This window comes from Microlunatus sagamiharensis (assembly GCF_900105785.1).
Lineage (GTDB): Bacteria > Actinomycetota > Actinomycetes > Propionibacteriales > Propionibacteriaceae > Microlunatus > Microlunatus sagamiharensis.
Window position 1 is genome coordinate 3,036,029 of record NZ_LT629799.1, and the last position, 21,988, is coordinate 3,058,016.

Below are 21,988 nucleotides of genomic sequence, written 5' to 3' on the forward strand. Positions count from 1 at the left end.
GAGCCGACCACCCGGACGTGACCAGTGGTCAACCCGGGTGCACCGGTCAGCCGAGCTCGCGGTCCAGGTTGTGGGCCGCGCTGATGAGGGCGAGGTGGGTGAAAGCCTGCGGGAAGTTGCCGAGCTGCTCGCCGTTGAGGCCGATCTGCTCGGCGAAGAGGCCGAGGTGGTTGGCGTACGTCATCATCTTCTCCAGCGCCAGCCGCGCCTCGGCGATGCGGCCGACCCGTGTGAGCGCCTCGACGTACCAGAACGAGCAGAGCGAGAAGGTGCCCTCGCCGCCCGAGACCCCGTCCGAGACGGCCTCGACGTCGTAGCGGAACACCAGGGTGTCGGTGACCAGGCGCTCCTCGATGACCTTGAGCGTGGAGAGGAAGCGCGGGTCCTGCGGCGCCACGAACTTGACCTGCGGCATCAGCAGCAGTCCCGCGTCGACGGTGTCGGAGCCGGTGGCCTGCACGAAGCTCTGCAGGTCGTCGTCCCAGCACTCCTCCATGACGTTGGCGTAGATCTCGTCGCGGACGCGCGACCACTTCGTGATGTCGCCGGGCAGCCCGCGCTGGCGCGCCACCCGCACCGCACGTTCGAGGGCCACCCACTCCATGAGCCGCGAGGTCGTGTGCTGGCGGGGCTCGTCGCGCGACTCCCACATGCCCGCGTCCTTCGCGTCCCAGTGGTCGAGCAGCCAGTCGACGAGGCGGCGCAGGTCCTTCCAGGCGTCGTAGCTGATGCCCGGGCCGTACTTGTTGTAGAGGTAGATCGAGTCGATCAGGTCGCCGTAGATGTCGAGCTGCAGCTGCCCCGCGGCGGCGTTGCCCACCCGGACCGGCTTGGACCCGGCGTAGCCCGACAGGTGGTCGAGCTCCTCCTCGTGGCTCGGGATGTTGCCGTCGAGGTCGTAGAGCACGCGCAGCGGGCCGAGCTCCTCGGTGCTGTCCTGGTCCTGCTGGCCGAGGCGCTCGGAGAGCCACCGGATGAACGCGGCGGCCTCCTCCAGGAAGCCGAGGCGCAGCAGCGCGTAGAGGCTGAAGCCGGCGTCGCGGATCCAGACGTAGCGGTAGTCCCAGTTGCGGCCCCCGCCGATCTCCTCGGGCAGGCTCGTCGTCACCGACGCGACGATCCCGCCGCTGGGCTCGTGGCAGAGCATCTTGAGGGTCAACGCCGAGCGGTTCACGGTCTCGCGCCAGCGGCCCGTGTACGACGACTGACCGATCCAGGCCTGCCAGAAGCGGTTCGTCGCGTCGAAGAGCTCGTCGGCGTCGGTCCCGGTCTCGGGCTCGAACGCGTCCTCGGCGTCGAGGACCTCGAGCACGAGCAGGACACGGTCGCCCTCGGACAGGTGCAGGTCGGCCATGACGTCGTCCCCGTCGACGTGGACCTCGACGGTCGTGCTGAACCCCAGCCGCAGCGAGCTGCTCTCGATGAGCACCCCACCTTCGACCTCGGTCAGCCGCGGACGCTCGCGCGCGTAGTCGGGCCGGGCGGCCAGACGCATCTGCAGGCGGATGTCGCCGCGCACGCACTGCACGCGGCGTACGAGCCGCTGCCGGTGGTCCTCGTCGCCCGACTTGAGCAGCGGCATGAAGTCGTGGACCTCGACCATGCCCTCGTCGGTGAGGAAGCGGGTGTTGAGGATGTTGGAGTCGGGGAAGTAGAACTGGTGCGCCCGCACGTCGCCGTCCACGGGGCGCAGGTCCCACGACCCGCCCTCGTCGGTGTCGAGGATCCGCGCGAAGACGCTGGGCGCGTCGAACCGACCCGGGCAGAACCAGTCGATGCTGCCGTCGGTCGCGACGAGCGCCGCCGTCCGGAGGTCGCCGATCATGCCGTGGTCGGAGATCGTGGGCGGGGGCGGCTGGTCGTCCTGACGGGTCACCCCGCAAGCCTGCCAGGGCAACCCGTACGCCGACGCGTGGTGGTCAGCCAACGGGCTCACCCGTGATCTCGGTCGAGCGGTAGGTTGCGGCGCCTCTCGGCGAGGAAAAGGCGCGGCAACCTACCGCTCGGCGAGGAGAGCTGGGCGCACCGGATCATGCAGAGGCAGAGGGTGCTGGAGAACGCAGAACGCCCGTGACATGGTCACGGGCGCTGGAGGGTGGAGCCTAGGGGATTCGAACCCCTGACCTTCTCATTGCGAACGAGACGCGCTACCAACTGCGCCAAGGCCCCTCGTGGTCGTTCCCGACCGGTGGTGAACATTACCACCGTCGGGAGGCGATCGCCTCCCGACGAGACCCGGGGTCAGGCCGAGGCGGCCTTGGCCCCGCCGTCCTGCTCGTCGATCCCGGTGGTCTCGACGTCCTCGACGACGACCTCCGGGGCGTCGGCGGTGACCGGGACGCTCCGGCGGCCCGAGGAGGTGACGTCGGGGGCGGACAGGTCGATGGTGCGGACCGTGCGCGGGGCCAGCGGCTTGGACACGTACGTCGGCACGGTGATCGGCAGCGGGTCCCACAGGCCCGGCTTGCTGTCGGTCTCGGCGTCCTTCTTGGCGGCCTTGCGGGTCTTGCGGTCGCGGGACTCGACGTCCTTGCGGCTGATGAGGACCGTCTTCTCGTCACTGCCGCGGCTGATGGCGACGTAGCGCGCGTCGAGGTCGCGACGCATCGCGCGGACGCTGACGCGGGAGACGACCACGAAGAGGAGCACCAGACCGCCGGGGACGGCGACGCTCCACCAGGGCAGCCAGCCGACGGAGGCGACGCTGATCACGCCGCACAGGACGGCGAACAGCGCCGACAGCACGCGGCGGCGACGAGAGGCCGCGACCCGCTCGAGACGGCGCAGGTCGGCGACGGCCGCGCGGCGCGTGACGGGGGTCGACACCTCGAACTCACGCAGCTCGGTCAGGTCCTGGTCGAGCAGCGGCGCGGTGCCGTGCCGCAGGATGCGGACGGAGTCGGAGAAGGGGTCGACGTGCTCGCCCTCGACGTCCGGCTCGCCCTCCCGACGGCGCACGAAGTGCGGCACCAGGTAGGCCAGCCAGGCGATCGCGATGGCCGCAAAGATCAGTCCCGTCGTCCCCACGAGCGAACGCTATGGGGTGGGCCGGTGCGGGCAGCCGACCTGCGGGGGTGTGTCGCGTGATCGTCGCGTGACCTCGCCGTCGAGGAGGTCACAGTTCAGTCAGGCGGGCGCCGTCGGGCCCCGCAGGGACTCGTAGCGGCGCACCATGCCCTCGCCCACCTCCTCGGCGTTCAGCGCGAAGACGAGGTGGTCGCGCCAGTCGCCGTCGATGTGGAGGTAGCGCGGACGCAGCCCCTCGGTGCGGAAGCCGAGCTTCTCCACCACGCGCAGGCTCGCCGCGTTCTCGGGGCGGATCGCGATCTCGATGCGGTGCAGCCGCATGACCGAGAAGCAGTAGTCGACGGCCAGCGCCACCGCGGTCGGGATGATGCCGCGCCCGGCGAGACGCTGGTCGACCCAGTAGCCGATCTGGCCCCACGACGCCGACCCGCCGACGATGCCGCTCACCGTGAGCTGGCCGGCGAGCGAGGCCGGTCCCCCGGGCTGCTCGTCGTAGAAGACGAGCCAGGGCAGCATCCGGTCGTCGCGGGCCTGGCGGGTCAGCGAGCGCACCAGCGCGGAGTACGAGGTGGGTCCGGCCGACGACCCCGGCGGCAGGGTCGCCTCCCACGGCTTGAGCCAGGCGGCGTTGCGGCGGCGCACACGCTCCCACGGCAGCTGGTCGCGGCGCCGCATCGGCGAGAGCACGACGCGGTCGTGCCGCAGGCTGACCGGCCAGTGGTGCGTGCCGTAGCTGTACCCGGAGCTCACCGGACGGGCCTCAGTGGTCCCCGCCGCGGAGCTGGGCCACCGCGTGCTGCAGCACCGGCGCCAGCACCGACATCGCGTCGCGGGCGCCGCCCCGGGAGCCGGGCACGTTGACGACGAGCGTCCCGCCCACCGTCCCGGCGACACCACGGCTCAGCACCGCGGTGGGCACCCCGTGCGCGACCCCGTACGCCGCGATCGCCGCGCTCAGCTGCGGCACCTCGCGCTCGAGCACCGCGCGCGTCTGCTCGGGGGTGTGGTCGTCCGGGCTGAGCCCGGTGCCTCCGGTGGTGATCACCACGGCGTGTCCCGCCGCGACGGCCGAGCGCAGCGCCTCGCCGACCTCGTCGCCGTCGGGCACGACGAGCGGGTCGCCCACGTCGAAGCCGACCTCACGGAGACCGGCGACCAGGATCGGGCCGGAGCGGTCCTCGTACACCCCCGCGGAGGCCCGCGTCGACACCGTCACGACGAGAGCGGTGGGACCGGCAGACGGGACCGTCACTTCCCCGCCCTCCGGTAGTCGCCGCTGCGCCCGCCGGACTTGGCGATCACGCGGACGTCGGTGATCACCGCGTCGCGGTCGAGCGCCTTGACCATGTCGACCACGGCCAGACCGGCGACACCGACCGCGGTCAGGGCCTCCATCTCGACCCCGGTGCGCTCGTTGGTCTTGACGGTGGCGCGCAGCTCGACTCCGTCGTCGGTCACCTCTGCGGTCACGTCCACGCCGCTGATCATGAGGGGGTGGCACAGCGGGACGAGCTCGGGGGTCTTCTTGGCCGCCATGATCCCGGCGATCCGGGCGACCGCGAGGGCGTCGCCCTTGGGCACGTCACCCGACCGCAGGGCGGCGACGCACGCGGCGCTGAGGCGTACGCGGCCTGCGGCGGTCGCCGTGCGGATGGTGACCTCTTTGGCCGAGACGTCGACCATCCGGGCCTCCCCGGCGGCGTTGAGATGCGTCAGCCCGCCCGGGCCCGCCGTGTCTCCCGAACCGGTCGCGCTCATCGCGGCTGGTCCAGCAGCCAGACCTCGAGCTCGGTGCCGGCCGGGACGAAGTCGGTGTCGTGGGGCAGCACCACCAGCGCGTCCGCCTTGGACAGGTCGCCCAGCAGGTGCGAGCCGTGCCCCCCGACGAGCTCGACGCTGCGGGCGCCGGTGTCGTCGGCGCGCACCACCCCGCGGGCCAGCTGCGTACGGCCCGGGATCGAGCTCATCGCGTGCGCCGCCGTCGCCCGCACGCCCGGCCGCACGTACGGCGTGACGCCCATCAGCTTGCGGATGACGGGACGCACGAAGGCCTCGAAGGACACGAAGGCGCTCACCGGGTTGCCCGGCAGCATGACGATCGGCGTCCGGTCCTCGCCGATGAGGCCGAAGCCCTGCGGCTTGCCCGGCTGCATCGCCACGGCGGCGAAGTCCGTCGCGCCGAGCTCGGGCATCACGGCCTTGACGATGTCGTAGTCGCCCTGGCTCACCCCGCCGGTGGTGATGATCAGGTCGGCGCGGACGAGCTGGTCGTAGACGAGCTGCTTGAGCGAGGCCGGGTCGTCGCCGACGTGGCCGACGCGGAAGACCTGGGCGCCCGCGTCCTTGGCCGCCGCCGCGAGGAGGTAGGAGTTCGAGTCGTAGATCTGCTCGGGGTCCAGCGGCAGGCCGGGGTCGACGAGCTCGGAGCCCGTGGAGATCACCACGACGCGGGGCCGCGGGCGCACCATCACCTTGTCGATGCCGACGGCGGCGAGCAGGCCGACGTCGCGGACGCCGATCCGTGAGCCGGCGGCGAGCAGCAGGTCGCCGACGCCGATGTCCTCGCCCTGGCGACGGATGTGCTGGCCGGGCGAGCTGGCGCGGTTCACGGTGACGTCGGTGCTGCCGCGGTCGGTCGCCTCGTAGGGGACGATCGCGTCGGCGTCGGCCGGGATCGGCGCGCCCGTCATGATCTTCATCGCCGTGCCGGGCGACAGGCGGTGCGGGGCCGAGGCGCCCGCCGGGACCTCACCGACGACCGGGAGCCGGACGGGGCGCACGTCGGTCGCGTGCTGGACGTCGGCGGCACGGACGGCGTACCCGTCCATCGCCGTGTTGTCGAAGCGCGGCAGGTCGATGCCGGACGTGACGTCCTCGCAGATGCTGAGGCCGAGGGCGTCGAGCACGTGCTGGCCGAAGGGCATGAGCTCCTCGACGCAGGACAGCAGGTAGTCGCGGTGCTGCTCGAGGGTGCGCAGGCCGTCGGGCCCGGTCGCGGGCGGCTCGGGGAGCGTCGCGACCTCGGGGGTGTGCCGCAGCGCCTCGTCGTTCTTCTTGCGGCCGAACAGGGGCATGGTCGGCACCCTACGGGGGCGCGCGGACCGGCCCCAGTACGCGCGCCGCGGCGCGGACCCGGTGCGCCCGCGCGAGAGGCGTCGCGTCCGCGGGCGCCGGGTCCGGTGAAGGATGTCCCAGCGCCTCCTGGGCGCGACGAGGCCCGGCGTCCGCCGGCGAGAGAAGGAGCACCGCGTGCCCGAGGGCCACACGATCCACCGGTTCGCGCGTCTGCACCGGGAGGCGTTCGCCGGGCACGAGGTGGCGGCGTCGAGCCCGCAGGGACGGTTCGCCGAGGGGGCTGCGCTGATCGACGGACGGGTGTTCGAGGGCACGGACGCCTGGGGCAAGCACCTCTTCCACCGCTACTCGGGCGACGTCCTCGTGCACGTGCACCTCGGCCTCTACGGCAAGTTCGCGCAGGGTCCGCTGCCCGCGCCCGAGCCGCGCGGCGCGCTGCGGATGCGCATCGAGGGCAACGGGGAGTACCTCGACCTGCGTGGCGCGACCCGCTGCGAGGTCGTGACGCCGGAGGAGAAGAAGGAGATCACCGCCGGGCTCGGCCCCGACCCGCTGCGGCCGAGGACGGACCCGACGCCCGCCCGCGAGCGGATCGGCCGGTCCCGGGTCGCCATCGGCGCGCTGCTGATGGACCAGAGCGTGCTGGCCGGCATCGGCAACGTCTACCGCGCGGAGATCCTCTACCGCCACGGCGTGAACCCCTACGTCCTCGGCCGCGACCTCGAGCCGGCCGTGTTCGACGACATGTGGGCCGACCTGACCAAGCTGATGCAGGCGGGCGTGCGCGCCGGCCGCATCGTCACGACCGAGCGCGAGGACCGCGTACGCCGCTCCGGCCGCGCCACCCGCGCCGACTCGTTCTACGTCTACCGCCGCACGGGCGAGCCCTGCCGCCGATGCGACACCCCGATCGCCCACGCGGTCATGGTCGCGCGCAACCTCTTCTGGTGCCCGCACTGCCAGCCCGCGCTGTGAGGACGGCCGAGCCCCAGGCGCGGATGTGGCGCTGCCGCTGACCTCGGGCGGGCTTCGTGCACCTGAGCGCCGCACAACGGGGACGATCCGGCACCGCAGCGGTGCCAGATCGTCCCCGTTGTCGCCGGAGCCCGATCAGGCGGTGAACCAGGCGCTCGACTCGCCCGCGAGCCGGCCGTCCTCGACGGGCGCGCTCGCGACGCGGACCTCGCCGGACGGGAGGGCGTACGGCTCCGTGCCGAAGTTGGTGACGCAGTGCCAGCCGTTCGGGCGGACGAAGTGCACGACGTCCTCGCGGCCGGTCTCGACCCAGGCCAGGGACTCCTCGGTCTGCAGCGCACGGCGGGCGTGCAGCGCCGCGCGGTAGAGCTCGAGGGTCGAGGTCGGGTCGCCCACCTGCTCGCCCACGGCGATGCGCGACCACGCGGCCGGCTGCGGGAGCCACGCGTTGCCGGAGCCGAAGCCGTACGTGGCCCCGTCCCGCGTCCACGGCAGCGGCACGCGGGCGCCGTCGCGGCCCTTCTTGGTGTTCTGGGTCCGCAGCCAGATCGGGTCCTGCAGCGCCCCGGCCGGCAGGTCGGCCACCTCGTGCAGACCGATCTCCTCGCCCTGGTAGAGGTACGCCGAGCCGGGCAGCGCGAGCATGAACAGCACCGCGGCGCGCGCCCGGTGCAGGCCCTGCTCGACGTCGAGCACGGTGCCCAGGCCGTCGGTCATCAGCCAGTCGTCGAGGTCGGTGCCGGCGGGCAGCCCGTAGCGCGAGGCGTGGCGCACGACGTCGTGGTTGGACAGCACCCAGGTCGACGACGACCCCGCCTCGGCCGCCTGCGCGAGGCAGAAGTCGACGACCTCACGGAACTGCGCCGCGTCGAAGTCGGCCTTGAGCAGGTCGAAGTTGAACGCCTGGCCCAGCTCGGTCGGACGCGCGTAGAGCGCGCGGCGCTCGGGCGCGGAGAAGGCCTCGGCGACGGCCGTGCGCGGCGGGTCGTAGGAGTCGAAGACCTGGCGCCACTCGGCGTAGATCTCGTGCACCTCGTTGCGGTCGAAGAGCGGGTCGCTGCCGTCGAGCGGCAGCTCGCCGGGCGTCTCGGGCTTGCTGCGTAGCGGCTCGGAGAGGTCCTTGGCCAGCGCGTGCGCGACGTCGACGCGGTAGCCGTCGACACCGCGGTCGGCCCAGAAGCGCAGCGTGGTCAAGAACTCCTCGTGCACCTCACGGTTGTCCCAGTTGAGGTCGGGCTGCTCCGGGGCGAACAGGTGCAGGTACCACTGCTCCGGGTTGCCGTCGGCGTCGACGAGCCGGGTCCAGGCCCGGCCGCCGAAGTGGCTCTGCCAGTCCGAGGGCGGCAGCGAACCGTCCGGGCCCGTGCCGTCGCGGAAGACGTAGCGGGCCCGCTCGGGCGAGCCCGGGCCGGCGGCGAGCGCGGCGAGGAACCAGGCGTGCCGGTTGGAGGTGTGGTTGGGGACGATGTCCACGACGATCTTGATCCCGACGGCGTGCGCGGCCCCGACGAGCGCGTCGAAGTCCGTCAGGGTGCCCAGCTCGGGCGCGACGTCGCGGTAGTCGTCGACGTCGTAGCCCCCGTCGGCGAGCGCAGAGGGGTAGAAGGGGCTGAGCCAGATGGCGTCGACGCCCAGCTCGGCGAGGTAGCCGACGCGCGAGGTGACGCCCGGGATGTCGCCGAGCCCGTCGCCGTCGCTGTCGGCGAAGCTGCGCGGGTAGACCTGGTAGACGACCGCCTGGCGCCACCAGCTCGCGCCGCTGACGTCGGTGAGGCTGGGCTGGGGACTGTCGGTGGGCTGCTCGGGAGCAGGAGAGGGCACGGCTGGTCCTCGCGAGGATCGGTTCGGGAGCGCCGCGGGCGTCCGGTGCCGTCGCGCGCGCCCTCAGCGTAGGGACGACGGGCATTCGTACGCAACGCGTCCGGGGCGGCCTTGTTACCCTCCTCGTCAGGCCGGGTCCCTGCCCGGGCAGGGGGTGCGGTGCCGACGGACAGCCACGCGAGCATGGCCGACGTGGCCCGGTTGGCCGGGGTCTCGGTGGCCACCGTCTCCCGTGCGCTGCGCGGTTCCCCGCTCGTCTCCGCCGAGACCACCGCCCGCGTCACCGCGGCGGCCGATGAGCTCTCCTTCGCCATCTCCCGGGCAGCCTCGGGCCTGGCCCGGGGGCGCCTGGGGCGCATCGGCGTCCTGGTCGGCGCCCCCCTGCGGACGTGGTTCAGCGGCTCGGTCCTCGACGCCGTCTACGCCCGCCTCGCGCAGGCCGACGTAGAGCTGACGATCTTCCGCACGCAGGACGCGGCGGAGCGCGAGGCGTTCTTCACCCGCCTGCCGGCGCGGCGCAACGTCGACGCCCTGATCGTGGCGTCCTTCGAGCTCACCGGCGCCGAGCGGGCCCGGCTGGCGTCGCTCGACCTGCCGCTGGTCTACCTCAACCAGCGCGTGCGCGGCGTGCCGAGCGTCGCGATCGACGACGCCGGCGGGATGCAGGAGGGCGTGCAGAGCCTGCTCGACCACGGGCACCGCCGGATCGGCTTCGTCCGGACCGACCTGCGCCAGCCGGGGTTCGTCTTCAGCTCCGACCGCCGGATCGAGGGCTACCGCCGGGCGATGGCCGCGGCGGGCGTGCCCGAGCAGGACCTGGTCGTGCTGTCGGCCCCGAGCCCTGACGCCGGGGAGCTCGTGGCCCGGAGCTACCGCGCGCTGGCCGACCCGCCCACGGCGCTGGCCGTCGACTCCGACGACCTCGCACTCAGCGTGCTCGTCGAGCTCGACCAGGGCGGGGTCCGCGCCCCGCGCGACATCTCGGTGATCGGCTTCGACGACCACGCGTACGCCGCCCGCATGGGCCTCAGCACCGTGGCCCAGCCCGTGGACGACCTGGGCACCGAGGCGGCCGACCTGGCGCTGATGCTCGCCGCCGGCGAGGTGCCCACGCACCCGGACGTGCTGGTCGCGACCCGCGTCGTCCACCGCCTGACCACCGGCCCCGTGCCGACGCCGGGACCGCGATGACCACCGGGGACGCCGACCAGGCCGCGCTCGCCGGGGCCAAGCGGACGCTGCGGGACGCGGTGCTGCGGCGGCGCGCGTCGCGCCCCGAGCCCGACCGGACCGCGGACGACGAGGCCCGCTTCGCCCTGCTCGCGACGACGCTGGGCGACCGCCTGCCCGACACGGTGGCGGCGTACCTCTCGGTGGGCGACGAGCCGGACACGCTGCGCCTGGTGGCCTGGCTCGACGCCCGGCGGGTGCGGGTGCTGCTGCCGGTGCTCACCGACGGCGCGGGGGCCCGGCTCGACAGGCCTGCGTGGGCGGCGTACGAGGGCCCGGACGCCCTGCGGGCGGGCCCGCTGGGGCTGCTCGAGCCCACCGGCGCGGTGCTGCCCGCCCGTCAGCTGCCCGAGGCCGAGCTCGTGGTGTGCCCGGGCCTGGCCGCGAACCGTCACGGCGACCGGCTGGGACGCGGCGGCGGGTGGTACGACCGCGCGCTCGCCCACGCGGGCCAGGCCTCCCCGGTGCTCGTCCTCCTCAACCGCGACGAGGTGCTCGAGGCCATCCCCGCTCAGCCCTGGGACCGGCGCGTGGACCGCATCGTCACGCCCGACGACGTGCTCGACTGCGACCCGCCGTACTCCTGAGCGCCACCCAGGGGACTCAGCGGACCCGGAACACCTCGTCGCCCTCCGGGGGCACGACGGTCGCGTCGACGACGTCGACGCCGGCCAGGAGCGGCCCACGGTGCATCCAGGTGAGGAGGGCGTCAACCGCGTCCTGCCGGCCCTCCAGCGCCGCCTCGACGGAGCCGTCGGGCAGGTTGCGGACCCAGCCCGCGACGCCGAGCCGCTCGGCCTCGCGGCGGGTGGAGTCGCGGTAGGTCACGTTCTGCACGCGACCGGTGACCCGGACGTGGCGGCGGACCACCGCCACGTCCGGGACGCCCACGCTCAGGACCTGACCTAGATCCCGACCGGGTTGGTGCGCAGGGTGCGCTCCTCCGAGCTATGGCGCACGAGCACCTGCCCGTCGCGCTCGACGGTCTCGTACGCCAGCTGCGGCCGCGTCGCCGGGCCGCGCTCGACGGCACCGTCGAGGGCGAACGCGCTGTCGTGCCACGGGCACACGATGCAGCCGTCCTCGAGCGAGCCCTCGTGCAGCGGTGCGCCGCGGTGGGTGCAGCGGTCGGCCAGGGCGACGACGGTGCCGTCGGTCTGGCGGGTGAGCACCACCGGCACCCCGTTCGCGTCCCCGCCGGTCAGCTCGCCGACGCGGACCTCGCCCGCCGCGGCGGCCGGGGTCCAGTCCTCGTCGGTGTGCTGGAAGGCGGTGGTGTCGATGCCGACGCCGAGCGCGTAGGACATGTGCCCGCCGAGCCAGCCGCCGACCGCCATCGTCGTCGCGCCGACCACGGACCAGGCGATGCCCCGGGCGTCGTTGCCGCGGTGCCGCTCCCACCAGCTGAGGGCGTACGCCCCGAGCGTGGCCGAGTTGGCGCTCGCGTGCACCAGGCCGACGCGCTGCTCCGCGCCGTTGGTGTAGGCCCAGTCGGAGCCGCCGCTGGCCATCGTCGGCAGCGCCCCGAGGATGCCCAGCCCGATCAGGCGCTTGGCGCCCTTGCGGTCACCGACGACGTCGAAGGCGGCGGCCGCGGTCCACGACCCGATCGGCACGGTCACCAGCAGCGGGTGCAGCGGGTGGCCGAGGAAGGTGCCGCTCATCAGGTTCTTCCACCACGGCAGCGTCTCGCCGATCTTCTGCTCGACCGCGGCCACCGGGGCGGCGACCGGGTCGAGGAAGTCCGCGTGCTCGATCGCGCCGACGAGACGGTCCAGCAGCCGGGTGAACGGCGCGGCCGCCGTCAGCGTGCGGGTGCGGCTCACGGGTTGAGCACGATCTTGACGGCGCCGTCTTCCTTGTTCTGGAAGATCTCGTACGCGTGCGCGGCCTCTTCCAGCGACAGGTGGTGCGTCGCGAAGGTGTCGACGCCCAGCGGGTCGTCGTCGGTCAGCAGCGGCAGGATGTCGGGCACCCAGCGCTTGACGTTCGCCTGACCCATCCGCAGCTGGATCTGCTTGTCGAACAGCGTGAGCATCGGCAGCGGGTCGGCCGCCCCGCCGTAGACGCCGCTGAGCGAGATCGTTCCGCCGCGGCGGACGAGCTCGATCGCCGAGTAGAAGGCGGCGAGCTTGTCGACCCCGGAGGTCTTGAGCAGCGGCTCGGCGACGGCGTCGGGCAGCAGCCCGGCCATCGTCTGCACGACCTTGGCCTTGGGCGAGCCGTGGGCGTCGAGGCCGACGGCGTCGATCACCGCGTCCGCGCCGCGACCCCCGGTCAGGCTCTGCACGGCCTCGAGCAGGTTGTCCCCGGCCTCGTTGAGGTCGATGGTGATGACGCCCCGCGCGCGGGCCCGCTCGAGCCGCTCGGGCACCAGGTCGACGCCGATGACGGTGCGGCCCGGGTCGTTGTGCAGCGCGATGCGGCAGGCCATGTCGCCGATCGGGCCGAGGCCCAGGACCAGCAGCGAACCCTCCGGCGGCGCCTCGGCGTACGTCACGGCCTGCCAGGCCGTCGGCAGCACGTCGGAGAGGTAGACGAAGCGGTCGTCCGAGGGGCCCTCGGGGACCTTGATGTGGGTGAACTGCGCCTGCGGCACGCGTAGGTACTCCGCCTGCCCGCCCGGGACCTGCCCGTAGAGCTTGGAGTAGCCGAAGAGCGCGGCGCCGCTGCCCTGGTCGCGGACCTGGGTGGTCTCGCACTGGGTGTAGAGCCCGCGGGTGCACATCCAGCAGTGCCCGCAGGAGATCTGGAACGGGATGACGACGCGGTCGCCGACCTTGAGGTCGCCGACCTCGCTGCCGACCGCCTCGACGATGCCCATCGGCTCGTGGCCGAGGACGTCCCCGCGGTCCATCAGCGGGCCGAGGGTCTCGTAGAGGTGCAGGTCGGACCCGCAGATGTTGGTGCTGGTGATCTTGATGATGGCGTCGGTCGGCTGCTCGATCGTGGGGTCGGGCACCTCCTCGACCGAGACGTTCCGCTTGCCCTGCCAGGTGACGGCGCGCATGGCCGTTCCTTCCGTCGGTGTGTCGGGTGGGACTCACCTGCACCGTCGCACCGCCGGTCAGGCGGTGCGACGGCGGGTGGGCCTGGGTGCTAGGAGCTGATCTCCTTGGTGACGCCGTTCGGGCCACCGAACTCACGGTCGGGCAGGTCGTTCAGGAACGTCATGACCTCGTCGTCCGCGCCGTTGTCCTTGGCGGTGGCGATGAGGTCGTCCTTGCTGGCGGGGTAGTTCGCGCCCTTGAGCGCCTTCTGCAGGTGGATCGGGTTGATGTCAGCCATGCCCTTCCCCTACCCGGCTCGGGTGGGGCGCAATCAGCCCGGCACCGCGCCGGCCCGCCCCGTTCCCGTACGGGGTCGTCACGAGCGGGAGTGACGACGCGCCGACGGCCTCCGCAGAGATCGCCGGTGCGTCGTCACGCTCGGTGGTTCTAGATCCGGCTGAGCGCCAGCCGCACCTGCTGGCCGTCGCCGACGGCCACCCCGGCCGAGCCGTCCGGGACCGCGCCCCCGATCTCGACCGACGCCGCCAGGACCTCGCGGGCCACGAGGTCGCGGTGCTGCTCCAGCGCCCCGCGCACGCGCTCGTCGCCGTCGAGCACGAGGGCGATCCGGTCGCTCACCTGGAGCCCGGCGTCGCGACGCGCCTGCTGGACCGCGCGGACGACGTCGCGCGCCAGGCCCTCGGCCGCCAGCTCCGGGGTGACCGCGGTGTCCAGCACGACGAACCCGCCGCCGGGCAGCATCGAGACCGCCCGCTGGTCGTCGGCGCCGGTCTCGGCGACCTGCGTGAGGAGCGTGTACTCCCCCGCCTGCAGGGCGATGCCGCCCGCGGTAACTCCACCGTCGGCGTCGACCGACCAGTCGCCGCCCTTGCTGCCCTTGATCGCGGTCTGCACCTCGCGTCCCAGACGCGGACCGGCGGCCCGGGCGTTCACCTGGAGCACCTGGCGCACGCCGAAGGAGCCCGCCGCCTCGTCGTCGGCCGCGACCAGGTCGACGGCCCGCACGTTGAGCTCGTCGCGGACGAGGTCCACGAAGGGCTCCAGCGCCGCGGGGTCGTCGGTCACCACCGTGAGGCGCGACAGCGGCAGGCGTACGCGCAGCCCCTCGGCCTTGCGCAGCGCCGAGCCCGTCGAGCAGACCTCGCGGACCCGGTCCATCGCCGCGGTCAGGGACGCGGCGTCCTCCGACGCCTCGCCCACCGTCGGCCAGTCCTCCAGGTGCACCGAACGTCCACCCGTCAGCCCGCGCCACACCTCCTCGCCCACCAGCGGCAGCAGCGGCGCCGCCGCGCGGGTCACGGTCTCGAGCACCGTGTAGAGCGTGTCGAACGCCGCGTGCGAGGCGTCGGAGTCGCCGTCCCAGAAGCGGTCGCGGGAGCGCCGGATGTACCAGTTGCTCAGCACCTCGAGGAAGCCGCGCACCGCGTCGCAGGCGCCCGCGACGTCGAGGGTGTCGAGCCGCGTGGTGAGGTCGGCGACGAGCTCGTCGAGCTTGCCCAGGACGTAGCGGTCGAGCACGTGCTCGGAGTCGCGGCTGATCTTGGCCTCGTAGCCGGCGCCGCCGTTGGCCGCGTTCGCGTACAGGGTGAAGAAGTAGTACGCGTTCCACAGCGGGATGAGCGTCTGGCGCACGCCCTCGCGGATGCCCTGCTCGGTGACGACGAGGTTGCCGCCGCGCAGGATCGGGCTCGACATGAGGAACCAGCGCATCGCGTCGGCCCCGTCGCGGTCGAAGACCTCGCTCACGTCGGGGTAGTTGCGCAGCGACTTGCTCATCTTGGCGCCGTCGCTGCCCAGCACGATGCCGTGGCTGATGCAGCTGGAGAAGGCCGGCCGGTCGAAGAGCGCCGTCGCCAGCACGTGCATCGTGTAGAACCAGCCGCGCGTCTGCCCGATGTACTCGACGATGAAGTCGCCCGGGTAGTGGTGCTCGAACCAGCCCGCGTTCTCGAACGGGTAGTGGACCTGGGCGTAGGGCATCGACCCGGAGTCGAACCACACGTCGAAGACGTCGCCGATCCGGCGCATGGTCGAGCGCCCCGTCGGGTCGTCGGGGTTGGGCCGGGTCAGCTCGTCGATGAACGGGCGGTGCAGGTCGGTGACCTCCACGCCGAAGTCCGCCTCGAGCTGCGCGATCGAGCCGTAGACGTCGGTGCGCGGGTGGGCCGGGTCGTCGGAGACCCAGATCGGGATCGGCGTGCCCCAGTAGCGGTTGCGGCTGATCGACCAGTCGCGCGCGCCGGCCAGCCACTTGCCGAACTGGCCGTCCTTGACGTGCTCGGGCACCCAGGTGATCTGGTCGTTGAGCTCGCCCATGCGGTGCTTGATCTTGGTGACCTCGACGAACCAGCTCGACACGGCCTTGTAGATCAGCGGGTTGCGGCAGCGCCAGCAGTGCGGGTAGGAGTGCGCGTACGACTCCTGGCGCAGCAGCACCGTGCCCGGCGTGACCGAGCCCGCGGCACCGCCCCGGGTGACCGTCTTGAGGTCGTCGATGACGTGCGGGTTCGCGTCGAAGACGAGCATGCCGGCGTACTCCTCGACCGGCCAGGTGAACTTCCCGTCCGGCCCGACCGGCATCACCGCCTCGATGCCCTCGCGGTCGGTGACCTCCTTGTCCTCCTCGCCGAAGGCGCCGGCGCTGTGGACCAGCCCGGTGCCCTCGTCGGTGCTGACGAAGTCGGCGACGACGACGCGGTGCGCACGCGGGTGGCCGGCGTAGTAGGAGAACGGCGGCGCGTACGAGCGGCCGACCAGGTCGGCGCCGGTGAGGCGCTCGACGACGCGGGACTGCCAGTCGAAGCCCTTCTCCTTGGCGGCGTCGCCGAAGAGCTCGCGGGCGTACGCGGCCACGCGCGCCTCGCCGATCACGTAGCGCTCGGTCGTGCCGGTGTAGTCGCTCTCGACGACCACGTAGTCGATCTCCGGGGAGACCATGATCGCCAGGTTGCTCGGCAGGGTCCACGGCGTCGTCGTCCAGATCAGCGCGAGCTCGCCGGTCTCGAGGCGGAAGCCGACGGTGACGGCCGGGTCGTTGCGCACCTGGTAGACGTCGTCGTCCATGCGCAGCTCGTGGCTGGACAGCGGCGTCTCGTCGTTCCAGCAGTAGGGCAGCACGCGCCAGCCCTCGTAGACCAGGCCCTTGTCGTAGAGCGTCTTGAACGCCCACAGCACCGACTCCATGTAGTCGGGCTCGAGGGTCTTGTAGTCGTTGTCGAAGTCGACCCAGCGCGCCTGGCGGGTGACGTAGTCCTGCCACTCGTCGGTGTAGCGCAGCACGGACTCCCGGCACGCGGCGTTGAACTTCTCGACGCCGAGCTCCTCGATGTCGGCCTTGGTCTTCAGCCCGAGCTGACGCATCGCCTCGAGCTCGGCGGGCAGGCCGTGGGTGTCCCAGCCGAAGCGCCGCTCGACGTGGCGCCCGCGCATCGTCTGGTAGCGCGGGACGATGTCCTTGACGTAGCCGGTCAGCAGGTGGCCGTAGTGCGGCAGGCCGTTGGCGAAGGGCGGCCCGTCGTAGAAGACGAACTCGTTGGCGCCGTCCGTGCCCGTCGGGTTCCTCGCGACCGAGGCGCGGAAGGTGTCGTCACCCTTCCAGAACGCGAGGACGCCCTCCTCGATGCGCGGGAAGTCCGGGCTCGCGGGGACGCCGCCCCTGGTCTCCACGTTCCCTGAGCCTGTCGAAGGGCCGGTCTTCTGCTTGGGGTACATCGGCGTGTCTCTCGTGATCGCGTTCGTGCACTGACCACGAGGACGACGGGCCCCCGTCCGAGGACCCACCGCGGTACCACCCCGCTTGACGGCCCACCGGCACGGCCGCCCGCTCGTCCGGGCTGTGTCGGGCCCACCCGTCCGGTTCTACTGAGGCCCCGCTCGCGCTCGGCCCGTTCTTCCGGAGGCTCGCCGGTGATGGCCGGGTCGACGCCTTGTGGACCTCATCCTAGCGACGTGCCCCCGTGGTGGCACCACACTTCACGCCGCGCACGCGGTACGTCCCCTGAGCCTGTCGAAGGGCCTAGCCGTCGGGCGTGAGGACGAGCGTGTGCCGCGTCTGCGCGGCCACGGCGTTGCGCGTGGTGACCATCGGCCACGTGCGGTTCGTCGCCCACAGCTCGGCCTGGTCGGCGTAGTAGGGGCCGAAGGGGTGGCCCGAGGCGCCGCTCTGGTTGACCCAGCGCCCGCCGTCGGGGTCGGCCAGGTCGACCAGCATCCGCATCGTCGGCCCGGCGGTGACGGTGTAGCCGTCGGCGCCGTACGCGAGCGCGTTCACCGTCGCCGGGGCGCCGCCGACGCCGACCGGCTTGCGGTTGAACAGCGCCTCGACGGCCGGGTTGCCGCTCGTGCCGAGCGTCGAGCTCTTCAGCGCGACCGTGTGGATCCGGTCCCACGACCAGCCCGCCGGGTCGCGGGACATGAGCGAGGTCGCCTCCTTGCGCGCCAGCGTCATGGCCGCGAGCAGGACGTCGTCGCGCTTCTCCACGCCCGGCGTCGAGGCGTCGTCCCACCAGGGGTTGTCCGGGTCCTGCAGCAGCGTGTCGAGCACCGCGTACCAGCGGTCCCCGCCGGCCGGCCACAGCGCGGGCGGCAGCTGGTCGCGGAAGACGAGCTTTTCCAGGTCGTGCTCGACGACGGCGAAGTAGGCCGCGGCCGCCGAGCCCGGCTCCATCCGGTAGTCCCACCCGAGCAGGGTCTGCTGGCCCTCGCGCACGAATGCGTCGTCGACGCGCACCTTGAGCAGCGCGGGGACGAGGTCGGCGGCGAACCGCTGCCGGGTGTCGTAGAACAGCGGCTCGGCCGTCGCAGCGGTCAGGCCGCGCGCGTCGGTGAGCCGGTCGAGCAGCTCCTGGCTGCGCCAGCCGTAGGAGTTCGCGGACCCGACGACGTAGGGGTACTGCGACCCGATCACCTGGTTGTTGGCGGCCACCACGACGCCGCTCGACGGGTTCTCCACGAAGGGCAGCTCGGCGAACGGGATCGTGCCCGTCCAGTCGTAGCGGCGGTCCCAGCCCGGCACCGGCACGGTGCCGTCGCCGCGGCCGCGGACCGGCACCAGCCCGGGGAGCTGGTAGCCGATGTTCCCGCGGACGTCGGCGTAGACGAGGTTCTGCGAGGGCACCGTGAGCAGCGAGGCGGCGCTGCGGAAGGAGTCCCAGTCGCTCGCCGCGTCCAGCCCGAGCAGGGCGTCCATGCTGCGGCCCGGCGTCGAGCCGGTCCAGGCGATCGAGACCGCGTACGCCCCGCCCGGCGCGTCGGTGCGGCGGCCGGCGTCGGCGGTGGCCGGGTCGGCGTCGGACAGCAGCGGACCGTGCCGGGTCGAGCGGACCGTGATGGTGCGCGGCTCGTCCTCGCCGGCGACGCGCAGCTCCTCGGTGCGGACGGTCAGGGGCTCGTACGCCTCCCCCACCCGCACGGTGTCGCCGACGACCTGCTCGAGGTAGAGGTCCTGCACGTCGGCGTAGCTGGTGGTCATGCCCCAGGCGATCGAGGCGTTGCGCCCGATCACCACGCCCGGGAGGCCGGTGATCGAGTAGCCGGTGACGTCGAAGGGGCAGTCGCGCCCCACGGTCCCGCAGTGCAGGCCGACCTGGGCGAGCACCGAGGGGATGGAGGCCGCTAGGTGCGGGTCGTTGGACAGCATCGGCTTGCCGCTGGCGGTGTGCGCGCCGCTGACGACCCAGGAGTTGGACCCGATGCCGTCGCCGGAGCCGAAGAGGCCGGTCAGCGTCTCCCGCGCCCGGGCCGAGGCCTCGACCGCGCCCGTCCCCTCGGTCGCGGCCACGGTCCCCGACGGCCCGGCTGACGTCGTCCCCGTGGCGTCGGGGTCGAAGGCCTTCCCGCGGACCGTCCCGGCGGTCACGATCGGGTCGTAGCCCGGCAGCGGGCCCGGGAAGAGGTCGGCGGCGCGGTCGGCACCCACCGCGGCGGTGGCGCGGGCGCGGTAGGTCTCGGCGTCGGCGTTCGAGCCCAGCTGCCAGCCGAAGACCTTGAGGATGGCGAGGGAGTCGACCGCGGTCCACGGCTCCGGCGTCGCGACGCGGCCCGCCAGGTCGAGCACGCTGTACTCCAGCGACAGCTGCCCCGGCGAGCGTCCGCGCAGGTAGGCGTTGACGCCCGAGGCGTACGCGTCCAGGTAGCGCCGGGTCGAGGGCGACAGCAGCGGCAGCTCGGCCTCGGCCGTGCGGTACCAGCCGAGCGTCCGGACGAAGGTGTCGGTGGAGACCTGCGAGGACCCGAACAGCTCCGACAGGCGCCCGGCCGCCGCGTGCCGGCGCACGTCCATCTCGAAGAAGCGGTCGGACGCCGCCACGTAGCCCTGCGCCTCGAAGAGGTCCTCGGGCTCGTCGGCGTAGACCTGCGGCACGCCGTGGTCCTCCCGCAGGACCGTCGCGCGCCCGTTCAGGCCCGGCAGGGTGACCTCCCCCTCGAGCATCGGCAGCGGCCGCCGCACGGTGGCGGCGCCGAGGCTGACCAGCCCGCCGGCGACCAGCACGACCACCACGAGCGCGAAGACGAGCCAGCGGGGGACGAGACGCACGTGCTTGATTGTCCTCGCTCCGCTCGAACGCGGACCGCGCTCTCACCCGGTGTCTTCCTCCTCGTTCGCGAACGAGAAGCGTGTTCGCACTCTCGTCGTCCAGACACCGGCGCGCGGTCCGGTGGTGGTCGACTTGAAGACGTCGAGGTCAGGTCAGAGACGTCGGCGTCGGGCAGGAAGGCGCACGGCTCGTTCCGGCGTCCCGGGAATGGGTTGGCAGTCGATATTCTTGAGTGCTAGCGAGACACGGTCGGCCCGCGGGGCCGGTCACGACGGAGAGAGCACCATGCCTACCTACCAGTACCGCTGCACCGAGTGCGGGCACGACCTCGAGGCCGTGCAGAAGTTCAGCGACGCCGCGCTGACGGAGTGCCCGAACTGCCACGGGCAGCTGCGGAAGATCTACAACGCGGTGGGCGTGGTGTTCAAGGGCTCGGGCTTCTACCGCACGGACTCGCGGCCCAAGGAGGGTTCGTCGAGCGGTTCCGGCTCGTCGGGCTCCTCGGGGTCCTCCGGCTCCGACACCAAGAGCAGCGGGTCCGGCTCCTCCGACAAGTCCGGCGACAGCGGCTCGGGCTCGTCGGGCACCAAGACCGACACCGCCAAGCCGGCCAAGGCCGCCGCCTCCTCGTCCACAGGGTCGGGCTCCGCCGGCTGAGGTCTGTGGACGACCGGCACGTCCGGGCCGACGTCATGAGGGTTGAGGCGTGCGCGCCTCGACCAGCCGACCCGGCATCCCCCACCACCGTCACCACCCGCTGCGCCTCCTGGCGCGGGCGGCGTCCTGGCACCGGCGCAAGCTCGCGGTCGTCGCGGCCGCGGCCGCGGTCCTGACGGGGCTGGCTGCCACCGCGCCACCCGCGCCCGCGACGACGGACGTCGTCCGGGCGCGCAGCGACCTGGTCGGCGGTGCCGTCCTCACCGCGGACGACCTCGAGACGGTCGCCCTGCCCAGCGACGGGCTCCCCGACGGGGCGAGCGCCGACCTCGACGCGCTCGTCGGTCTGCGGCTGGCCGCCCCGGTCCCCCGCCACCAGGTCCTCACCCCCGTCGCGCTCACCGGTCCCGCCGCCGTGGGTCCCGGGCACGTCCTCGCCCCGGTCCGTCTGGCCGACGCCGACGTCGTCGGGCTCCTCCGCCCCGGCGACCTCGTCGACGTCCTCGGCGTCAGCGCGGAGGGCGGTCGTTCGTCGACCGTGGCGCGGCGCGTCCGTGTGGTGACGGTGCCCGCTCGGAGCGAGGACGACCAGGCGACCTCCGCCGGCGCGCTCGTCGTGCTCGACGTCCCCGACACCGACGTCGGAGCGTTGACCCGGGCAGCGGCGGGTGGCAGCCTGACGATCACCTGGACGTGAGTCGCCGACGTGGGCGCACGCGGAAACCAGATCCCGACCACCCCACGGAGGACACGACCTATGAAGAGCCTGACCGGTTTCCGCGACTTCCTGATGCGCGGAAACCTCGTCGACCTGGCCGTCGCCGTCATCATCGGCACGGCGTTCGCCGCCGTGGTGAAGGCGTTCACCGGGATGATCATGGACATCATCGGCAAGTTCGGGGGTGTCCCCGACTTCAGCAGCACCTCGATCTACGGCATCAGCGTCGGCGTCTTCATCACGGCGCTCCTGAGCTTCGTGCTCACGGCCGCCGTCGTGTACTGGCTCGTCGTCATCCCCTTCACCAACATCAGCGCCCGCCTCAAGAAGCAGGAGGAGCAGGTCGAGGCCGCGCCCGCCGTGACCTCCGAGGACCTCCTCACCGAGATCCGCGACCTCCTGCGCCAGCAGGCCGTCGGTAACCCGACGCCCGGCCAGGTCCCCGGCTCCTTCCCTGGCCAGGTCACCGAGCGCTGAGGCCCCACCCGGGTCTTCACACCAGCAGCACGACGAAGCGCCCTCCACCTCGCTGATCGGCGAGGTGGGGGCGCTTCGACATCTGCCGTGACGTCGGCCGAGGGCGTCCCGCATGGAGGTCGTCGCGACGTCGTCCTCAGGAGCCGTGGTGCGGCGGCACGTCCGCGAGCAGCCGACGCTCGTCGGCGTCGGGCGCGCGGTCGACGAGGACCGGGCGCGAGGCTCGGCCGAGCCGGGCGCGCAGCTCGGTCACCGCCGCGGCCATCTGGGCCGCACCGATCCCCTCGCGGAGGTCGGCGGGCACGACGAACGCGCCCCGCGGACGCCCCTCCAGCGCCTCGACCACGGCGTCGAGGTCGGGCGCGACCTGCGCGCCGAGCTCGGGGCGCCGCTCGCCGCAGACCGCGTACGCCAGCGCCTGGTGCCAGGGGCGGAGCGGCAGCCCGGGAGCCTCGTCCACC

General features: G+C 73.0%; 20 protein-coding genes and 1 tRNA gene. 6 read left to right on the forward strand and 15 right to left on the reverse strand.

All coding sequences use genetic code 11. From position 1 onward, the window contains the following. Positions 1-46: 46 nt before the first annotated feature. The 7 genes from BLU42_RS13935 to glp all read right to left on the reverse strand — a co-directional run bounded on the left by BLU42_RS13935 (position 47) and on the right by glp (position 6,101). The gene (locus BLU42_RS13935) at positions 47-1,876 is read right to left on the reverse strand and encodes a glycoside hydrolase family 15 protein (RefSeq protein ID WP_231918163.1); all 1,830 of its coding nucleotides are present in this window, start codon (positions 1,874-1,876) and stop codon (positions 47-49) included. 220 nt (positions 1,877-2,096) lie between these two features. Next, a tRNA-Ala gene (locus BLU42_RS13940) sits at positions 2,097-2,169 on the reverse strand. A gap of 72 nt (positions 2,170-2,241) precedes the next feature. After that, positions 2,242-3,027: a divisome protein SepX/GlpR gene (gene sepX, locus BLU42_RS13945; RefSeq protein WP_091075390.1), complete on the reverse strand. Its 786-nt coding sequence runs from the start codon at positions 3,025-3,027 to the stop codon at positions 2,242-2,244. Positions 3,028-3,126: 99 nt separating this feature from the next. Beyond that, positions 3,127-3,777: a GNAT family N-acetyltransferase gene (locus BLU42_RS13950; protein ID WP_269457991.1), complete on the reverse strand. Its 651-nt coding sequence runs from the start codon at positions 3,775-3,777 to the stop codon at positions 3,127-3,129. A 10-nt stretch (positions 3,778-3,787) separates the two neighbouring features. Continuing rightward, positions 3,788-4,243 carry a MogA/MoaB family molybdenum cofactor biosynthesis protein gene (locus BLU42_RS13955; RefSeq protein ID WP_231918164.1) on the reverse strand — a complete coding sequence of 152 codons (456 nt, stop codon included), beginning with the start codon at positions 4,241-4,243 and terminating at the stop codon, positions 3,788-3,790. A gap of 32 nt (positions 4,244-4,275) precedes the next feature. Then, positions 4,276-4,785, reverse strand: a complete 510-nt coding sequence (gene moaC, locus BLU42_RS13960) for a cyclic pyranopterin monophosphate synthase MoaC (RefSeq protein WP_091075400.1) — start codon at positions 4,783-4,785, stop codon at positions 4,276-4,278. Continuing rightward, positions 4,782-6,101 (reverse strand): molybdotransferase-like divisome protein Glp, encoded by a 1,320-nt coding sequence (gene glp / locus BLU42_RS13965; RefSeq protein WP_091075404.1) that lies wholly within the window; start codon positions 6,099-6,101, stop codon positions 4,782-4,784. The genes moaC and glp overlap by 4 nt, the downstream gene beginning before the upstream one ends. Before the next feature lie 175 nt (positions 6,102-6,276). Here glp and BLU42_RS13970 point away from each other — a divergent pair, with 175 nt between their 5' ends. Then, positions 6,277-7,077 (forward strand): Fpg/Nei family DNA glycosylase, encoded by an 801-nt coding sequence (locus tag BLU42_RS13970; protein WP_091075408.1) that lies wholly within the window; start codon positions 6,277-6,279, stop codon positions 7,075-7,077. Positions 7,078-7,212: 135 nt separating this feature from the next. On the opposite strand, the gene BLU42_RS13975 is transcribed toward BLU42_RS13970, so the two are convergent. After that, the gene (locus tag BLU42_RS13975) at positions 7,213-8,898 is read right to left on the reverse strand and encodes a glycoside hydrolase family 13 protein (RefSeq protein WP_091075412.1); all 1,686 of its coding nucleotides are present in this window, start codon (positions 8,896-8,898) and stop codon (positions 7,213-7,215) included. Positions 8,899-9,057: 159 nt separating this feature from the next. Here BLU42_RS13975 and BLU42_RS13980 point away from each other — a divergent pair, with 159 nt between their 5' ends. Both BLU42_RS13980 and BLU42_RS13985 read left to right on the forward strand, forming a co-directional pair. Then, the gene (locus tag BLU42_RS13980; protein WP_091075416.1) at positions 9,058-10,089 is read left to right on the forward strand and encodes a LacI family DNA-binding transcriptional regulator; all 1,032 of its coding nucleotides are present in this window, start codon (positions 9,058-9,060) and stop codon (positions 10,087-10,089) included. Then, positions 10,086-10,715: a 5-formyltetrahydrofolate cyclo-ligase gene (locus BLU42_RS13985; protein ID WP_091075420.1), complete on the forward strand. Its 630-nt coding sequence runs from the start codon at positions 10,086-10,088 to the stop codon at positions 10,713-10,715. The genes BLU42_RS13980 and BLU42_RS13985 overlap by 4 nt, the downstream gene beginning before the upstream one ends. Before the next feature lie 16 nt (positions 10,716-10,731). Here the strand turns inward: BLU42_RS13985 and BLU42_RS13990 are convergent, their stop codons facing one another. The 6 genes from BLU42_RS13990 to BLU42_RS14015 all read right to left on the reverse strand — a co-directional run bounded on the left by BLU42_RS13990 (position 10,732) and on the right by BLU42_RS14015 (position 19,674). Continuing rightward, positions 10,732-11,019 carry an acylphosphatase gene (locus BLU42_RS13990; RefSeq protein WP_231918165.1) on the reverse strand — a complete coding sequence of 96 codons (288 nt, stop codon included), beginning with the start codon at positions 11,017-11,019 and terminating at the stop codon, positions 10,732-10,734. A gap of 14 nt (positions 11,020-11,033) precedes the next feature. Beyond that, entirely contained in the window at positions 11,034-11,954 is a 921-nt protein-coding gene (locus BLU42_RS13995; protein WP_197680443.1) for a Rieske 2Fe-2S domain-containing protein, read from the reverse strand. Continuing rightward, positions 11,951-13,138 (reverse strand): zinc-dependent alcohol dehydrogenase, encoded by a 1,188-nt coding sequence (locus BLU42_RS14000; protein WP_091075425.1) that lies wholly within the window; start codon positions 13,136-13,138, stop codon positions 11,951-11,953. Before BLU42_RS14000 ends, BLU42_RS13995 begins: the two co-directional genes overlap by 4 nt. Positions 13,139-13,227: 89 nt before the next feature. Next, complete coding sequence (locus BLU42_RS14005) at positions 13,228-13,416, reverse strand: DUF2795 domain-containing protein (RefSeq protein WP_091075428.1); 189 nt, start codon at positions 13,414-13,416, stop codon at positions 13,228-13,230. Between the two features lie 149 nt (positions 13,417-13,565). Continuing rightward, positions 13,566-16,805: an isoleucine--tRNA ligase gene (gene ileS / locus BLU42_RS14010; RefSeq protein WP_231918166.1), complete on the reverse strand. Its 3,240-nt coding sequence runs from the start codon at positions 16,803-16,805 to the stop codon at positions 13,566-13,568. 349 nt (positions 16,806-17,154) lie between these two features. Continuing rightward, positions 17,155-19,674 carry a penicillin acylase family protein gene (locus tag BLU42_RS14015; RefSeq protein ID WP_091075433.1) on the reverse strand — a complete coding sequence of 840 codons (2,520 nt, stop codon included), beginning with the start codon at positions 19,672-19,674 and terminating at the stop codon, positions 17,155-17,157. A 286-nt stretch (positions 19,675-19,960) separates the two neighbouring features. On the opposite strand from BLU42_RS14015, the gene BLU42_RS14020 reads away from it, so the two are divergent. From BLU42_RS14020 to mscL, 3 genes are all read left to right on the forward strand, one after another. Then, entirely contained in the window at positions 19,961-20,332 is a 372-nt protein-coding gene (locus BLU42_RS14020; RefSeq protein WP_091075437.1) for an FmdB family zinc ribbon protein, read from the forward strand. A gap of 49 nt (positions 20,333-20,381) precedes the next feature. After that, positions 20,382-21,029 carry an RcpC/CpaB family pilus assembly protein gene (locus tag BLU42_RS14025; protein WP_091075440.1) on the forward strand — a complete coding sequence of 216 codons (648 nt, stop codon included), beginning with the start codon at positions 20,382-20,384 and terminating at the stop codon, positions 21,027-21,029. A 69-nt stretch (positions 21,030-21,098) separates the two neighbouring features. Beyond that, positions 21,099-21,527: a large conductance mechanosensitive channel protein MscL gene (gene mscL / locus BLU42_RS14030; protein WP_091080545.1), complete on the forward strand. Its 429-nt coding sequence runs from the start codon at positions 21,099-21,101 to the stop codon at positions 21,525-21,527. A gap of 136 nt (positions 21,528-21,663) precedes the next feature. Here the strand turns inward: mscL and BLU42_RS14035 are convergent, their stop codons facing one another. Further along, on the reverse strand, positions 21,664-21,987 hold the full coding sequence (locus BLU42_RS14035; protein WP_091075444.1) for a hypothetical protein: 324 nt from the start codon (positions 21,985-21,987) through the stop codon (positions 21,664-21,666). Position 21,988 lies beyond the last annotated feature (1 nt).

Bases quoted from the DNA above. Each gene is read 5' to 3' on its own strand.
- BLU42_RS14005 (WP_091075428.1), bottom strand. From the start codon at position 13,416: ATGGCTGACATCAACCCGATCCACCTGCAGAAGGCGCTCAAGGGCGCG.
- BLU42_RS14020 (WP_091075437.1), top strand. From the start codon at position 19,961: ATGCCTACCTACCAGTACCGCTGCACCGAGTGCGGGCACGACCTCGAG.
- BLU42_RS14000 (WP_091075425.1), bottom strand. From the start codon at position 13,138: ATGCGCGCCGTCACCTGGCAGGGCAAGCGGAACGTCTCGGTCGAGGAG.
- BLU42_RS13985 (WP_091075420.1), top strand. From the start codon at position 10,086: ATGACCACCGGGGACGCCGACCAGGCCGCGCTCGCCGGGGCCAAGCGG.
- glp (WP_091075404.1), bottom strand. From the start codon at position 6,101: ATGCCCCTGTTCGGCCGCAAGAAGAACGACGAGGCGCTGCGGCACACC.
- moaC (WP_091075400.1), bottom strand. From the start codon at position 4,785: ATGAGCGCGACCGGTTCGGGAGACACGGCGGGCCCGGGCGGGCTGACG.